The 15,355-nt window shown below is 71.6% G+C and carries 12 protein-coding genes; 9 read left to right on the top strand and 3 right to left on the bottom strand.

The genetic code is table 11. The features are described 5' to 3' along the window. The first annotated feature begins 4 nt into the window (after window positions 1–4). The 6 genes from nirB (at window position 5) to HSX43_RS03575 (ending at window position 8,703) form a co-directional block, all read left to right on the top strand. Complete coding sequence (gene nirB, locus HSX43_RS03600) at window positions 5–2,434, top strand: nitrite reductase large subunit NirB (RefSeq protein WP_179378705.1); 2,430 nt, start codon at window positions 5–7, stop codon at window positions 2,432–2,434. Between the two features lie 41 nt (window positions 2,435–2,475). Then, entirely contained in the window at window positions 2,476–2,802 is a 327-nt protein-coding gene (nirD, locus tag HSX43_RS03595) for a nitrite reductase small subunit NirD (protein ID WP_179378755.1), read from the top strand. Beyond that, window positions 2,799–5,405 (top strand): molybdopterin-dependent oxidoreductase, encoded by a 2,607-nt coding sequence (locus HSX43_RS03590; protein ID WP_179378704.1) that lies wholly within the window; start codon window positions 2,799–2,801, stop codon window positions 5,403–5,405. Before nirD ends, HSX43_RS03590 begins: the two co-directional genes overlap by 4 nt. Then, on the top strand, window positions 5,402–6,358 hold the full coding sequence (locus tag HSX43_RS03585) for a glycosyl transferase family protein (RefSeq protein WP_179378703.1): 957 nt from the start codon (window positions 5,402–5,404) through the stop codon (window positions 6,356–6,358). The genes HSX43_RS03590 and HSX43_RS03585 overlap by 4 nt, the downstream gene beginning before the upstream one ends. A gap of 12 nt (window positions 6,359–6,370) precedes the next feature. After that, window positions 6,371–7,759, top strand: coding sequence for a siroheme synthase CysG (gene cysG / locus HSX43_RS03580; RefSeq protein ID WP_179378702.1), 1,389 nt, complete (start codon window positions 6,371–6,373; stop codon window positions 7,757–7,759). A gap of 437 nt (window positions 7,760–8,196) precedes the next feature. Then, window positions 8,197–8,703 carry a copper chaperone PCu(A)C gene (locus HSX43_RS03575; protein WP_179378701.1) on the top strand — a complete coding sequence of 169 codons (507 nt, stop codon included), beginning with the start codon at window positions 8,197–8,199 and terminating at the stop codon, window positions 8,701–8,703. Between the two features lie 6 nt (window positions 8,704–8,709). On the opposite strand, the gene HSX43_RS03570 is transcribed toward HSX43_RS03575, so the two are convergent. The 3 genes from HSX43_RS03570 to HSX43_RS03560 are packed head-to-tail and all read right to left on the bottom strand — an operon-like array spanning window position 8,710 to window position 12,034. Beyond that, window positions 8,710–9,948 carry a mannitol dehydrogenase family protein gene (locus HSX43_RS03570; protein WP_179378700.1) on the bottom strand — a complete coding sequence of 413 codons (1,239 nt, stop codon included), beginning with the start codon at window positions 9,946–9,948 and terminating at the stop codon, window positions 8,710–8,712. Then, window positions 9,948–11,333, bottom strand: coding sequence for a glucuronate isomerase (gene uxaC / locus HSX43_RS03565; protein ID WP_179378699.1), 1,386 nt, complete (start codon window positions 11,331–11,333; stop codon window positions 9,948–9,950). The genes HSX43_RS03570 and uxaC overlap by 1 nt, the downstream gene beginning before the upstream one ends. Next, window positions 11,330–12,034 (bottom strand): GntR family transcriptional regulator, encoded by a 705-nt coding sequence (locus tag HSX43_RS03560; protein WP_179378698.1) that lies wholly within the window; start codon window positions 12,032–12,034, stop codon window positions 11,330–11,332. The genes uxaC and HSX43_RS03560 overlap by 4 nt, the downstream gene beginning before the upstream one ends. Before the next feature lie 79 nt (window positions 12,035–12,113). On the opposite strand from HSX43_RS03560, the gene HSX43_RS03555 reads away from it, so the two are divergent. The 3 genes from HSX43_RS03555 to uxuA are packed head-to-tail and all read left to right on the top strand — an operon-like array spanning window position 12,114 to window position 15,345. Further along, the gene (locus HSX43_RS03555; protein WP_179378697.1) at window positions 12,114–13,142 is read left to right on the top strand and encodes a Gfo/Idh/MocA family protein; all 1,029 of its coding nucleotides are present in this window, start codon (window positions 12,114–12,116) and stop codon (window positions 13,140–13,142) included. Further along, entirely contained in the window at window positions 13,139–14,149 is a 1,011-nt protein-coding gene (locus HSX43_RS03550) for a Gfo/Idh/MocA family protein (protein ID WP_179378696.1), read from the top strand. The genes HSX43_RS03555 and HSX43_RS03550 overlap by 4 nt, the downstream gene beginning before the upstream one ends. Then, window positions 14,146–15,345: a mannonate dehydratase gene (gene uxuA, locus HSX43_RS03545; RefSeq protein ID WP_179378695.1), complete on the top strand. Its 1,200-nt coding sequence runs from the start codon at window positions 14,146–14,148 to the stop codon at window positions 15,343–15,345. The genes HSX43_RS03550 and uxuA overlap by 4 nt, the downstream gene beginning before the upstream one ends. Window positions 15,346–15,355 lie beyond the last annotated feature (10 nt).

Here is a 15,355-nt window from a genome sequence, read left to right as displayed (position 1 = left end):
AGAGATGAAGAAGAAGCTCATCGTCATCGGCGCGGGCATGGCCACGGGCCGCGCGCTCGAACATCTCCTGGAACGGGAGCCCGAAGGCTGGGATGTCACGCTCTTCAACGCGGAGCCGCGGGGCAACTACAACCGTATCATGCTCTCGCCTGTCCTCTCGGGCGAGAAGACCTACGACGAGATCGTGACCCACGACGACGCCTGGTACGCTGAGAATGGCGTAACCTGCCGCTTCGGCGAGCGCATCTCGAACATCGACAGAACCGCGAAGACGGTGACGGCAGAGACCGGAGAGGTGCTGCCCTACGACAAGCTGCTGATCGGGACGGGCTCCAACCCCTTCATGATCCCGCTGCCGGGCCACGACCTCGACGGGGTGATCGCCTACCGCGACCTCGAGGACACCGAGCGTATGATGGCCATGGGCGCGGACAAGCGCGTCGTGGTCATCGGCGGCGGGCTTCTGGGGCTCGAGGCGGCGGCGGGGATGGCCGCGCGCGGGGCCGACGTCACGGTTGTCCACATCATGCCGCATCTGATGGAGCGGCAGCTCGACGAGGCGGCGGGCTACCTCTTGCGCAAGGCGCTCGTGGACAAGGGGATCACGGTCAGGTGCTCTGCCAATTCCAAGGAGATCCTGGGCGAAGGCGGCCGCGTCCGCGCGCTCCTCCTCGACGACGGGACGGAATTGCCCTGCGACCTGCTGGTGATGGCGGTCGGCATCCGCCCGAACGTCGCGCTGGCGCAGGACGCCGGACTGGCTGTCGGGCGCGGCATCCACGTGGACGACCAGATGGTCACCTCCGATGCAGATGTGCTCGCCGTCGGAGAGTGCGTCGAGCACGACGGCGCGCTCTTCGGGCTCGTGGCCCCGCTCTACGATCAAGCGAAAGTGGCCGCCGCCACGCTTTGCGGCGAAGAGGCGCGGTTCGTGCAGAAGGATCTTTCGACCAAGCTGAAGGTTACCGGCTGCGACCTCTTCTCCGCGGGCGACTTCGCGGAAGGAGAGGGCCGCGAGGACATCGTCTTCCGCGATCCGGGCCGGGGCGTCTATCGCCGCCTCGTGATCGAGGACGACCGGGTCGTCGGCGCGGTCATGTACGGGGACACGGCGGACTCCAACTGGTTCTTTGGCCTCATTAAGGACCGGACGGACATCTCGGAGATGCGCGACACGCTGATCTTCGGTCCCGCCTACCAGGGGGGGGCCGCCGTGGACCCTCTCTCAGCCGTTGCAGCCTTGCCGGATGATGCGGAAATCTGCGGCTGCAACGGCGTGTGCAAGGGTGACATCGTCGGCGCGATCGCCGGCGGAGCGACCGACCTCGGCGCGGTCCGGGCCTGCACCAAGGCCAGCGCCTCCTGCGGCACCTGCACGGGTCTCGTGGAGCAGCTGATCGCGGTGACGACAGGTGCGGAGGTCGAGACGAAGCAGTCCATCTGCGGCTGCTCCGACCTCAGCCACGAGGAGGTGCGCCGCCTCATCAAGGCGCAGGGCCTGAAGTCGATGCCCGCCGTCTGGCAGGAACTCGGCTGGCGCACCCACGACGGCTGTCACGTCTGCCGCCCCGCGCTCAATTTCTACCTGCTGGCCGACTGGCCGCTCGACTATGCCGACGACCCGCAGAGCCGCTTCATCAACGAGCGCAAGCACGCCAACATCCAGAAGGACGGCACCTTCAGCGTCGTGCCGCGGATGTGGGGCGGGATCACGACGCCGGACGAGCTGCGCGCCATCGCCGATGCCGCCGACAAATACGATGTGCCCACGGTCAAGGTGACCGGCGGCCAGCGGATCGATCTCCTGGGCGTCAAGGGCGAGGACCTGCCGGCGATCTGGGCCGACCTGAACGACGCGGGCATGGTTTCGGGCCATGCCTATTCCAAGGGCTTGCGCACGGTGAAGACCTGCGTGGGCACCGACCACTGCCGCTTCGGCACGCAGGATTCGACCGGCCTCGGCATCCAGCTCGAGAAGGTGCTCTGGGGCTCCTGGACGCCGCACAAGCTGAAGCTCGCGGTCTCGGGGTGCCCCCGCAACTGCGCCGAAGCGACCTGCAAGGACATCGGCGTGGTCTGCGTCGACTCGGGCTACCAGATCGGGATCGGCGGGGCCGCGGGCATGGACGTGAAGGAGACGGAGCGCCTGATCGACGTGGCGACCGAAGCGGAGGCCATCGCCGTCGTCTGCGCCGTCACCCAGCTCTACCGCGAGAACGCCAAGTACCTCGACCGCATCTACAAGTGGATGGGCAAGGTCGGGATGGACTGGATCCGGGAGCAGATCGAGGACACGGAGGCCCGCGCCGCGCTGGTCGAGCGTTTCGAGATCTCGCAATCCGTCTATCGCCGCGATCCCTGGGCCGATCACGCCGCGCGCAAGGCGGAGAGTTATCAGCCCGTCGCCGACCTGACGCTGGAGGCCGCGGAATGACCCACGCTCCCGCACCCGCCACCTTCGAAGAGGCCGACGCCATGAGCTGGATCGACATCGCCGCGCTCGACGACATCCCGCTGCGGGGGGCACGCAAGCTGCGCACGGCCCATGGCTGCGTCGCCGTCTTCCGCACCGGGGCCGATACCGTCCACGCCCTCGACGACCGCTGCCCGCACCGCGGCGGCCCGCTGTCCGAGGGCATCGTCCATGGCACCTCGGTCACCTGCCCGCTGCACAACTGGGTCTTCGACCTCAACACCGGCGCGGCGCAAGGGGCGGACGAGGGCAAGGTCGCGACCTACCCCTGCCGCGTCGAAGGCGGGCGTGTCCTGATCGACGCAACCCGCCTCGGGGCCGCGGCGTGAGCGCGCCGGTCCGCACCACCTGCGCCTACTGCGGCGTGGGGTGCGGCATCCTTGCACGGCCCGACGGTAAGGGCGGACTGACCATCGAGGGCGACCCGGACCATCCGGCCAATTTCGGACGGCTCTGTTCCAAGGGCGCGGCCCTCGGGGAGACGATGAGCCTCGACGAGCGGCTCCTCGCGCCCCGCGTGGACGGCAAGGAGACCGACTGGGAGACCGCCCTCGACCACGTCGCGGCCCGCTTCGCCGAGACGATCGCCCGCCACGGCCCCGACAGCGTCGCCTTCTACGTCTCGGGCCAGCTCCTGACCGAAGATTACTACGTCGCGAACAAGCTGATGAAGGGGTTCATCGGCTCGGCCAACATCGACACGAACTCCCGGCTCTGCATGGCCTCCTCGGTCGCGGGTCACAAACGGGCCTTCGGCAGCGATACCGTCCCGAACCTCTACGCCGATCTGGACGCGGCGGATCTCGTCGTGCTGGTCGGCTCCAATCTCGCCTGGTGCCATCCCGTCCTCTTCCAGCGCCTCCTGGCCGCGCGGGCCGAGCGGGGAACGCGGATCGTCTGCATCGACCCGCGCCGGACCGCCACGGCCGAGCAGTCGGACCTGCACCTTGCCCTCGCCCCCGGGGCCGACGTGGCCGTCTTCAACGCGCTCCTCGCCCACCTGGCCGACACGGGCCGCCTCGATGCGGCATTCTGCGCGCACCTCGACGGGGTCGACGCCGCCATCACGTCCGCCCGGGCGGACGCGGGCACGGACACGGGGCTCGCGCCCGCCGATCTCGCCCGCTTCCTCGACCTCTGGGCCACGACCGAGCGCGTCGTCACCGTCTATTCGCAGGGCGTGAACCAGTCGACGAGCGGGACCGACAAGGTCAACGCGATCCTGAATTGCCACCTCGCGACGGGCCGCATCGGCAAACCGGGCTGCGGGCCGCTGAGCGCCACGGGCCAACCGAACGCCATGGGCGGGCGCGAGGTCGGCGGGCTCGCCAACATGCTGGCCGCGCATCTCGACATCGACACGCCCGCGCACCGCACCGCCGTCCGGGACTTCTGGCAGGCCCCCACGCTCGCCCCGCGGGCGGGGCTGAAGGCGGTAGAGATGTTCGACGCGGTGGAAGCGGGGCGCATCAAGGCGCTCTGGATCGCCTGCACGAACCCCGCCGTCTCCCTGCCCGAGGCCGACCGCGTGCGGGACGCAATTGCCGGATGCGACTTCGTGGTCGTCTCCGACGTGACCGACCGCACCGATACGGCCCGGCTCGCGGACGTGCTCCTTCCGGCGACGGGCTGGGGCGAGAAGGACGGCACCGTCACCAACTCCGAACGCCGCATCTCCCGTCAGCGCGCCGTGTTGCCGCCGCCCGGTCTTGCCCGGCCCGACTGGTGGCACTTCGCGCAGGTGGGGCAGCGCATGGGCTGGCGCGCGGCCTTCGACTACCGCGACGCCGCCGAGGTCTTCCGCGAGCACGCCGCGCTTTCGGGCGTGGCCGCACGCCTCGGGGGCGATTTCGACGTCTCGGGCCTCGGATCCGCCGATTACGCGGCGCTCGCCCCCACGATCTGGCCCGCACCCGCGGGGGGCGAGGGCCGCGACCGGTTCTTCGCCGACGGCCGCTTCCATACGCCGGACGGCCGGGGCCGGATGCTGCCCCTGCGCACACGTCCCCTCGCCCGTGCAACCGATGCCGCGCGGCCCTTCGTGCTCAACACCGGGCGCATCCGCGACCAATGGCACACGATGACGCGCAGCGCGCTCGCCCCGCGCCTCAACCGGCACATCGCGGAACCCTTCGTCGAGGTGCACCCGGCCGATGCCGCGCGCCTCGGCCTGCGGCCCGCGGGGCTTGCCCGCGTCGCCTCGGATCACGGCACGGCGCTCCTGCGTGTGCAGGTCAGCGATCGCGTCGCGCCGGGGCAGGTCTTCGCGCCGCTCCATTGGACGGCGGAACAGGCCCCGACTGGCCGCATCGACGCGGTCGTCGCCGGAGCGGTGGACCCGGTCTCCGGTCAACCCGAGAGCAAGGCCACGCCGATCTCGCTCGCGCCCGCCGACATGGCCTGGTTCGGCTTCGCCGTCTCGACCGACTGCCCCCGGCCCGCGACCGGCTACTGGGCCCGCGCGCGCACCGCGACGGGCTGGCAGGTGGAGCTGGCGGGCGCGGCGGAACCGGACGACTGGGCTGCCTTCGCGCAGGCGCTTTTCGGACCGGGAGAGGCGGTGACCATCGCAGACCCCCGGCGCGGCACGCATCGCGTCGCGATCTGCCGCGACGGCCGGGTCGCGGGCGCGCTCTTCACCGGGCGCGAGCCGGTGGCGTTGGCCCGCGGCTACCTGTCGGAGGCATTGACCGAAGGCGCGGCCGCCGTCCTCGCCGGGCAACCGCCCGCCGACCGGCCCGACCCTGGGCCGACCGTCTGCGCCTGCCTCAACGTCGGCGTGAACACGATCCTGACGGCGATCGCCGAAGACCGGCTGATGAGCGTGGAGGCGATCGGCGCGGCCCTCGGCGCGGGCACCTCCTGCGGTTCCTGCCGCCCGGAACTGGCCGCGCTCCTCGCCGCCCATGCCCTCCCGCAGGCGGCGGAATGAGCCTCGCCGCGCACATCCGCACCCTCGGGCGCGGCCCGTCGCGGGCGCGCAACCTGACGCAGGAGGAAGCGCGGGATGCCATGGCCGAGATCCTCTCGGGCCGCGCCGCGCGGGAAGCCGTGGGCGCGCTCCTGATGCTGATGCGGTTTCACGGCGAGACGGCGGCGGAAGTCGCGGGCTTCACCGAGGCGATGCGCGCGACGCTCGGTCCCTGCCCGCGCCCCGCGCTCGACTGGCCGAGCTACGCCGCCGGGCGCAGCCGGGGCGCGCCGCTCTTCCTTCTGTCCGCGCGGCTCGTCGCGGCGGCGGGGCATCCCGTGCTGATCCACGGCTGGAACTCGCACCAGGCCCCGATCGCCTCCGTCCGTGCGCACCTCGGCGCGGCGGACATCACGTTCGCCGAGACACCCGCAACGGCGGAGGTGGCCCTGAAGCGCGACGACATCGCCTACCTGCCACTCGAAGCCTTCGCGCCCGAGGCGCTCGCGCTCCTGAAGCTGCGGGAGGTCCTGGGCCTGCGCTCGGTGGTGAACACCGTCTGCCGCATGTTGAACCCGGGGAACGCCCCCGCCGCGGTGCAGGGCGTCTTCCATCCGACCTATCGCGGGCTGCAACAGGACGCGGCGGCGCTTCTCGGCCTGCGCGATCTCAGCGTGCTGAAGGGCGGTGGCGGCGAGTTCGAACGGCATCCGGACAAGCCGATCCAGTTGACGACCCTACGCGCGGGGCAGCCCGGCCAGATGGACCTATCGCCGCTGACCGAGGGGCACCGCCGCCTCGGGGACCGGACCATCGACCTCGCCGCGCTCTGGTCGGGCGAGACACGCGATCCCTTCGCGGAAGACGTCGTCACCGGCACCGCCGCGCTCGCCCTCGAGACGCTGGGCCACACCGACGCCCTCGCCGATGCGCGCCGCCTTTGGGCTGCCCGCACCCCCTCGCTCGTCGCCTGAAGGAGACATGCCATGAAGAGTTTTCCGATGTTCCTGCGGCTCGAAGGGCGGCATGTCGTCATCGCCGGCGGCGGCGAGCAGGCGGCGCAGAAGGCCCGGCTGATGCTCAAGACCGAGACGCGGATTGTCCTCCTCGCCGACACGCTGGAGCCGGAACTCGCCGACCTCGTGGCCTCGGGCCGGGCCGAACAGGACGTCACGCCGCCGACCGCCGCGCATTTCGCCGGGGCGGCGCTCGTCTTCGTCGCCACCGGTTGCCCGGGGCGCGATGCCGCACTGCACGCGCTCGCCAAGGCCGCCGGCGCGACCGTGAACGTGGTGGATCAACCCGCACTCTGCGACGCGACGACACCCTCGATCGTGGATCGCAGCCCCCTCGTCGTCGCCATCGGCACCGAGGGCGCGGCGCCCGTGCTGGCCCGTCAGCTGCGCGCCCGCATCGAGCGCGACCTCGCCCCGAACCTCGGTGGTCTCGCCGCCCTCGCCGGGCGGCTGCGCGGCGCGGTCGCTGCGGGCGTGCCAAAGGCCAAGCGGCGCGACTTCTGGCGGTGGGTCTTCGACGGCGCGGCGCGTGCCACCTGGGAGCGCGGGGCGGAGCGCGAGGCGGCGCAGGCCATCAAGACGGCCATCGCCGGCGGGGGTGCACCCGATGTGGCGGAGGGCGGCTCGATCGCCCTCGTGGGCGCAGGCCCCGGTGCGGCGGACCTCCTGACGCTCCGCGCCCTGCGGCACCTGCAGGAGGCGGATATGATCTTCTACGACCGGCTTGTCGACCCGGCGGTGCTGGACCTCGCGCGGCGGGACGCGGAGCGGGTCTATGTGGGCAAGGCGGTCGGGGCCTGCGCCTGGCCGCAGGACCGCATCAACGACGTCATCACCGCCGCCGCGCGCTCCGGGCAGCGGGTGGTGCGCCTGAAATCGGGCGACCCGGCCGTCTTCGGGCGGGCCGAGGAGGAACTGGCCGCCGCCCGCGCTCACGGCGTACCGGTGGAGATCGTGCCCGGCATCACCGCCGCGAGCGCCGCCGCCGCCGCGATCGGCCGCTCCCTGACCGAGCGGGGGCAGACCGACCGCGTCACCTTCGCCACCGGGACCACGCGCCCGGGCGACACTGCGCCCGATTGGGCCGGGATGCTCCTGCCCGGGACGACGCTCGCGCTCTACATGGCAGCCCGCGCGGCCCCGGAGATCGCGGCGCGGCTGCTGTCCGAGGGCGTGCCCGGGGACACGCCGGTCGACGTCATCAGCGAAGCCTCCCGCTCCGGCGAAACCCACGCGCGCATGGTCTTGCGCGACCTCGGCACGGCAGAGGTCGCGGCCCCGGCGGTCGTGTTCATCACCCGGGCGAAGACCGCTGCGGCATCCCTGCCCGCCCGTCCGCGGCTCGTCGCGACGGCCTGACCGGTTTACAGCCATCCGAGGGTAGACACCCCCGCGCGTGCAGGGCACTCGGACGGCATGCGCGTGTCGTCCCGCCTTTCCATCGCTCTTGCGATGCTCCTGATGCTCTTCGCCACGGCGGAGGCCGGGTTCGGGGCGCAGGCCCGCGTCGATGCGCAACGACAGGAGCGGGCGCTACAGGTGCTCGGCCTCTCGCCCGCCGAGATTTGCGGCGGCGCGGGGCACCATCCGGGTGATTGCCCGCTCTGTCAGCTGCTCGACGCCGCGGACCCAACGGCCCCGGCGCCGGCCGAGCGCCCGGTCGTCACCGCAACCTTCGCCGTACCTGCGGCTCTGCCACCGGTCCGGGCTATGGCCCGCTGCCACGGAGCCCGCGCCCCGCCCCTTTCGCGTCTCCCTTCGATCCAGACGACATCGAAAACGCGAAAGGACACATCATGCGTTCGACTATCCTTCTGTCCCGGCTCGCCGCCGGGATCTTTCTCGCGGCTGGCCTGACGAACCAGACAACCGCACACGAGTATCAGGTCGGTCCCCTGACCGTCGACCATCCCCACAGCTTCCCGGCCCCGGCCGTGGCCCCGAGCGGTCTGGCGTTCTTCACGATCACCAACACGGGTGAGACCGCCGACCGGTTGATCGCCGTGGAGGTTCCGGCGGTCGAGGGGACAAGCCTGCACCGCACCGAACTCGGGGACGACGGTATTGCCCGGATGCTGCCGCAGGCGGACGGCATCGAAATCCTTGCGGGCGAGACCGTAGTGCTCGAGCCCGGCGGCCTGCACGTCATGCTGGAGGGCCTCGGCGGTGATGCGCTGGAGGAGGGCGAGCGGCTGCCCGCGACGCTGATCTTCGAGCGCGCCGGACCGCTCGAGGTCGAAATCAGCGTCGACGCCCGCGATGCCGACGCGCCGGAGGTCGACCATTCCGCCCACGGCCACTGATCTCGCTCAGGCCTGCTCGACCGCCAAGAGGAGCGCGTCGGGCAGGCTCCCGTCGAGATAGCGACACAGCGCGCGGCGGTGGTCCGCCCCGCGTGCCGCCGCCGCAAGCGCATCGGCGCGCGGATCGTCGAGCCTCTCGGCCGCGCGGACGAAGTCGCACCACGCGGCGAGGGCCGCGACATGGGGGGCGATCGGGCCGTCCGCGCCGTGGAGCACGCGCAGCGGCGCGAGGATGCGGATCGGCATCTTCTGCGATCCGTCCATCGCGATCTGCGCCAGCGCGTGTCGCAGCGACGGGTTGTCGAACCGGGCGAGGAGCGCATCGGCATAGGCCGAGAGCTCCGCCGCGTCGAACCCTTCGACCGTGCGCGCCGCCGCCCCCATGAGCGCCGCAACGCCCGCCCGCAGGTCCGGGTCGGCGACCGCCTCGTGGACATGGGCGAAGCCGCGGTTCAGCCCGGCATAGGCGAGGTAGGAATGCGCCCCGTTGAGCATCCTGAGCTTGCGCGTCTCGAAAGGCGTCACGTCGGGAACGATGCGCGCCCCGGCGGCGGCCCAGTCGGGGCGCGGTCCGGCGAAGGCGTCCTCGATCACCCATTCGGTAAAGCCCTCGGTGGCAACCGGAGCCGCCGGTGGCAGCCCGGCCGCGGCGACATGCGCCGAGAGGTCAGTTGGCGTGCGGGGCGTGATGCGGTCGACCATCGTGTCGGGAAAGGCGAGGCGATCCCACGCCAGCGTCAGGCCCGCCGCCTCCGCGAAGGCGGCCACTGCCCCACGCAGGAGCCGCCCGTTGCCGCTCAGGTTATCGCAGCTTAGCACCGTCAGCGGCGCGGTCCGGCGGGCGAGCCCATGGGCCAGCACACCGACGAGTGACCGGGGCGGGCCATCGAGGTCGCCCTGCACCGCCGCGAGGTCGAGCGTGCCGTCCGCGTGCAGGTCGTAGCCCTTCTCGGTCACGGTGATGGTGACCACCGCGACCTCCGGGTCGGTCAACAGGGACAGCACCGCGTCCGGATCTTCGGGCGCGACCAGAATGGCGTCGATGACGTCGATCCGCTCCAGCCGCTCGCCCGCTGCATCGCGAATGGCGAGCGCATAGTCGAACCCCTGCGGCGCGAGCGCATCCCGCGTCGCCGCGTTCCGCAGCGAAACCGCCGTGATCGGCCAGCCGCCCGCCGTCTGCGTGTAGACCGCCTGATGCGCGCGGAAGAAGTTGCCCGGACCGATATGCAGGTGACGCGGCATCAGCCGTCGCCCAGCCGGTAGGCATCCACCGCCGCATCCCGCGCGAGCCACCGGCCCACGCGGGCGGCATCGGCAGGGCCGAGCAGCCCCCGTTCGATCTGCGCCGCAAGATGCAGGCTCACGGCCCGCCGCCAGAGATCGTGCCGCGCCGGGATCGACAGGAAGGCGCGGGTGTCGTCGTTGAAGCCTGCGAGGTTCCAGTAGCCCGCCGTCTCGACGACCCCGTCCAGGTAGCGGGCGATCCCGTTCGCGCTATCGTGGAACCACCAGGGCGGGCCAAGGCGCAGCGCCGGCCAATGCCCCGCCATCGGGGCCAGCTCCCGCGCGTAGGTGCTTTCGTCGAGCGTGAAGAGGAGGAGGCGCAGGCGCGCGTCGTTGCCGACGCGGTTCAGCAGCCCGTCCAGCCCGCCGACCCAGTCGGTGCGCAGGGGAATGTCGGCCCCCATATCGGGGCCGAAGCCGTCGAAGAGCGCCGCGTTCGTGTTGCGGCCCGCGCCCGCGTGGAGCTGCATCAGGAGGCCGTCCTCGATCGACATCTGCGCCATCTCGATCAGCATGTGCCCGTGAAGTGCATCCCGCTCCGCCTGCGTCAGCGACCCGGCCCGCGCGCCCCGGAACAGGCGCTCGCGCGTCGGCGCGTCGAGCCAGACGGTGACAAGCCGCGTCGCCGCATGATCGGTCGCCGTCGCGCCCCGGGCGGCGAAGACCGCGCGGCGGGCCGCGAGCGCGGCGAGATAGCCCTTGAAGGTGCCGGTGTCCTCTCCGGTCATCTCGCCGAGCCGGTCGAGGTTCGCGGCATATTCGGGTGCCGCCGGGTCGAGCACGGCATCGGGCCGGAACGTCGGGATGACGCGGCCCCGCCAATCGCTTCCCGCGATGGCGCGGTGATGCGCGAGGTCGTCGAGCGCGCCGTCCGTCGTCGCCAGCACCTCGATCCCGAACCGCTCGAAGAGGGCGCGGGGACGGAACGCGGGCGTCCGGAGTGCGGCGTCGATGGCATCGTAGATCGCATCGGCCGTCCCGGGCGTGAGCGGTGCGTCGATGTCGAAGACGCGCCGCAGGGTCTGCGCCATCCAGAGATGCGAGGGCGTCCCGAGGAATGTGTGCCAATGCGCGGCCAACACGTGCCAGACCTCCCGCGGGTCGCGCCCGGCCCCGGTGCCGAGGCCCAGATCCTCGAGCGCCACGCCCTGCGAGTAGAGCAAGCGGAAGACATAGTGATCGGGCTGGATGAGCAGCGCCGAAGGGTTCGGAAAGGCCGCGTCCCCGGCGAACCAGGCCGGGTCGCAATGGCCGTGGGGCGAGACGATCGGCAGGCCGCGCAATTCCTCGTAGAGGTCCGCGGCGCGGCCGGTCACGCGCAAGGTCGTCATCGTATCGCTCATGCGGGGTCTCCGTTGAAATACTCCGAGCGGGTGGCGACGAGGCCGTCGAGCAGGGACAGCACGGCGCGCAGATGCGCGCGCATCGCGGCGGCCGCCGTCTCCACATCGCCGGCCCGGACGGCGGCGAGGATAGCGCGGTGCTCCTCCAGAAGGCGGGTCAGAACCGCCGGGTCCGACAGGGAGAAGACGCGGAGCCGGTCGAGTTGCGCCTTCTCCCGCGCGAGAACCTCGGCCAACCGTCCATGGCCGGTCGCCTGCGCCAGAAGGGCATGGAACCGGTCGTCGAAGCTCTGGAACCCGGCCGCGTCACCCGCCTCGACCGCCTGCGCCTGCGCCGAAAGGGCCGCATCGAGCGCCGTATCGAGGGTGGTATCGTAGCCGCTTTCCGCCAGCCGTGCCACGGCCGCCACCTCGAGCGCCTCGCGCAGGAATTGCGCGGCCCGCAGCCGGCCGGCGTCGAGGCGGGTGACGTAGGTGCCGCGGCTCGGCCGTGTCTCCACGAGATCCTGATCGCGCAGTTCCTGCAGGGCCGCGCGAAGCGGCGTGCGGCTCGTGCCGAGGCTCTGTGCCAGATCCGCCTCCGAGAGCGCCTGCCCCGGCGCGACTTCCATCCGCAGGATCGCGCTGCGCAGAGCGGCCACGATCTGCGGTCCCGCCGGACGGGCCGGGTCGATCGGCTGGAATGGAGTGGCAGCAAGCATGGTCAAACCTGTATACCGGCACACCGGTGCTTGACAATCGCGCGTCGCCCCCTCACCCCGAAGGCAGGGAGGATCGCAGATGAAAGTGGCCCTGATCGGCGTCGGCATGGTGGCCGAAACCCACGTTCGCGCCGTGGCCGATGCGCCTGGCCTGACTCTCGCGGGCGTCCTGTCGCGCGACCCGGCGAACGCGCGGACTTTCGCCGCGCGCATGGCCTCGGTCCTCGGGGAAGCGCCGCCGGTCTACGAGACCCTCGACGCGCTTGCCCGTTCGGACTGCGATTTCGCCCTGCTCTGCACGCCGCCCGATGCGCGGGCCGAGATCGTCGAGACGCTCGCCCAGGCGGGTAAGCCGATCCTGATGGAGAAGCCGGTGGAGCGCACGACCGCAGCCGCCCGCGCCCTCGTCGAGACCTGCGAAGCGGCGGACGTCCCCCTCGGCATCGTGTTCCAGCACCGTCTGCGCCCCGCGTCTCGCGATCTGGCGGACCTTCTCGACCGGGGCGCGCTCGGCGAGATCGCCGCCGTGGAGATCACCGTGCCCTGGTGGCGGGAGCAAGGCTACTACAACGCCCCCGGCCGCGGCACCTTCGCGCGGGACGGCGGCGGCGTGCTCATCAGCCAGGCGATCCACACGCTCGACCTCGCGCTCAGCCTGCTCGGGCCGGTGCGCCGCGTGCAGGCCATGGCGCACACAACGGCGCTGCACCGAATTGAAGCGGAGGATTTCGTGACGGCCGGATTGGAGTTCGAGAGCGGGGCGGTGGGAAGCCTCACGGCCAGCACCGCGAGCCGACCCGGCGGGGCGGAAGGCATCGCTGTTCACGGGACCAAGGGCTCCGCCCGCCTGACCGGCGGCGCGCTGCTCCTCGACTGGGCCGACGGTCGCAGCGAGACACGGGGCGAGGCCGCCGGAACCGGGGGCGGGGCCGATCCGATGGCCTTCACCCATGCCTGGCACCAGGCCGTGATCGAGGATTTCGCGCAGGCGCTGCGCACCGGCCGCGCCCCCGCCTGCCCGGGCCGCGCGGCCCTGCCTGTCCATGCCCTGATCGACGCAATCCGGAGTTCCGCCCGCGCGGGCCGTGCGGTGGAGGTGATAGCATGACCGGGTCCATCCGCTTCGCCGCGCTCGGCCTCGACCATCGGCACATCTACGGCATGGCTGCGAACCTGATGGCCGAGGGGGCCGCGTTCGCCGGTTGGTGGACGGAGGGGGAGCCCGAAACCTTGCCGGGCTTCCGCAAGCGCTTCCCCGACGTGCCCGCGCGGGACCGCGACGCGCTTCTCTCCGACCCCGAAATCGACCTCGTCCTGATCGCCGCCGTACCCGCCGACCGCGCAGACTTCGCCATCGCCGCCATGCGCGCGGGCAAGGACGTGATGAGCGACAAGCCGGGGTGCATCACGCTCGGGCAACTCGACGCCCTCAAGCGGACGCAGGCGGAGACCGGGCGCATCTGGTCGGTCGACTTCTCCGAACGCTTCGAGGTGCCGGCGATGACCCGCGCCGCCGAACTCGTGGCCGACGGGGCCATCGGTCGCGTCGTGCAGACCACGGGTCTCGGTCCGCACCGTCTCAACGCGGCCACGCGCCCCGGCTGGTTCTTCGAGCGCGAGCGCTACGGCGGGATCCTGACCGACATCGCCTCTCATCAGGTGGACCAGTTCCTCTTCCTCACCGGAGCGACCGAGGCGGAGGTCATGCGCGCCCACGTCGCCAACTACGCCAACCCGGCGCACCCCGGGCTGCAGGACTTCGGCGAGATCGTACTGCAGGCCGAGGGCGCGCACGGCTATATCCGCGTCGACTGGTACACGCCCGACGCGCTCCCGACCTGGGGCGACGGACGGCTCACGATTCTCGGGACCGAAGGTTACATCGAGCTGCGCAAATACGTCGACGTGGGTGGGGCCGCGGGCACCGACCACCTGATCCTCGTCAACGGGGACCGCTGCGAGAAGATCGACGCGGGCGATGCGGGCCTGCCCTATTTCGCCCGGCTCTGCGCCGACATCCGAGACCGGACGGAGACGGCGATACCACAGGCCCACGCCTTCAAGGCGATGGAGCTGGCGATCCGGGCGCAGAACATGGCGGAGGGCACGGCATGAGACAGACCTGGCGCTGGTTCGGCCCCCATGATGCGGTCACGACCGCCGACATGCTGCAGTCGGGGGTCGAAGGCGTGGTCAGCGCACTGCACCACATCCACCCGGGTGCCGTCTGGCCCGTCGAGGAGATCCGCGCACGTCAGGCAGCCATCGCCACCCTGCCCGGCGGCGGGGTCTCGGGCCTTGCCTGGGAGGTGGTCGAAAGCCTGCCCGTCTCCGAGACGATCAAGCAGCAGGGGCCCGGCCTCGCCGCCCATCTCGACGCCTACCGCCAGTCCCTGCGCAACATCGCGGCCTGCGGGATCGAGGTGGTCTGCTACAATTTCATGCCGGTCCTCGACTGGACGCGCACCGATCTGCGCCACCCCATGCCGCACGGCGGCAACGCCATGGCTTTCGACCTCGTGGATTTCGTCGTTTTCGACCTCTGCCTGCTGGCCCGCCCCGGCGCGGCCGAGGACTACGGGGCAGAGGTCCGCGACACCGCCCGCGCCCGCTTCGCCGCGATGGACGATGCCGCCCGAAGTGCCCTCGTCGACAACGTCGTCACCGGCCTGCCGGGGGCGAACGACGCCTGGACGCTCAACGAGGTGCGCGCCCATCTGGCCGCCTACGACGGAATGGATGCCGACCGCCTGCGCGCGAACCTGGTCGACTTTCTCTCCGAGGTCGCGCCCCTTGCCGAAGAGCTTGGCCTGCGCCTCTGCTGTCACCCCGACGACCCGCCGTTCCCCCTCCTCGGCCTGCCGCGCGTGATGTCGACGCAGGCCGACTACGCCGCCATCTGCGCGGCCGTGGACCTGCGCGCCAACGGCGTGACCTTCTGCACCGGATCGCTCGGCGTGGACCCGGCCTTCGAGCCGGAGGCCTTCGTCGCCGCCCTCGGCCCGCGCATCCACTTCGTTCACCTGCGCAACACCCGCCGCACAGGCGCGCCCGACGGTGCGCGATCGAGCTTCCACGAGGCGCTGCACCTCGACGGTGATACCGACATGGTCGCCACGATCCGCGCGCTCATGGAGGAGGAGGTACGCCGCCGCGCGGAGGGGCGGCCCGACCACCGGATCCCCATGCGCCCCGACCACGGCCAGCAGATCCTCTCCGACCTCACCCGCGACAGCGCACCGGGCTATCCCCTGATCGGCCGGATGCGCGGCCTCGCCGAACTCCGCGGCGTCATGGTGGCGCTCGCCTGATCCCATCTTC

It is taken from the genome of Jannaschia marina, from assembly GCF_013404595.1.
GTDB classification, from domain to species: Bacteria; Pseudomonadota; Alphaproteobacteria; order Rhodobacterales; family Rhodobacteraceae; genus Jannaschia; species Jannaschia marina.
Note: the sequence above shows the minus strand (reverse complement) of the source record. Positions and strands in the feature narration are given on the sequence as shown.

Coding starts and splice junctions, on each gene's coding strand:
- HSX43_RS03585 (WP_179378703.1), top strand. CDS start 5,402: ATGAGCCTCGCCGCGCACATCCGCACCCTCGGGCGCGGCCCGTCGCGG.
- HSX43_RS03575 (WP_179378701.1), top strand. CDS start 8,197: ATGCGTTCGACTATCCTTCTGTCCCGGCTCGCCGCCGGGATCTTTCTC.
- HSX43_RS03550 (WP_179378696.1), top strand. CDS start 13,139: ATGACCGGGTCCATCCGCTTCGCCGCGCTCGGCCTCGACCATCGGCAC.
- uxaC (WP_179378699.1), bottom strand. CDS start 11,333: ATGAGCGATACGATGACGACCTTGCGCGTGACCGGCCGCGCCGCGGAC.
- nirD (WP_179378755.1), top strand. CDS start 2,476: ATGAGCTGGATCGACATCGCCGCGCTCGACGACATCCCGCTGCGGGGG.
- cysG (WP_179378702.1), top strand. CDS start 6,371: ATGAAGAGTTTTCCGATGTTCCTGCGGCTCGAAGGGCGGCATGTCGTC.
- uxuA (WP_179378695.1), top strand. CDS start 14,146: ATGAGACAGACCTGGCGCTGGTTCGGCCCCCATGATGCGGTCACGACC.
- HSX43_RS03560 (WP_179378698.1), bottom strand. CDS start 12,034: ATGCTTGCTGCCACTCCATTCCAGCCGATCGACCCGGCCCGTCCGGCG.
- HSX43_RS03555 (WP_179378697.1), top strand. CDS start 12,114: ATGAAAGTGGCCCTGATCGGCGTCGGCATGGTGGCCGAAACCCACGTT.
- HSX43_RS03570 (WP_179378700.1), bottom strand. CDS start 9,948: ATGCCGCGTCACCTGCATATCGGTCCGGGCAACTTCTTCCGCGCGCAT.
- nirB (WP_179378705.1), top strand. CDS start 5: ATGAAGAAGAAGCTCATCGTCATCGGCGCGGGCATGGCCACGGGCCGC.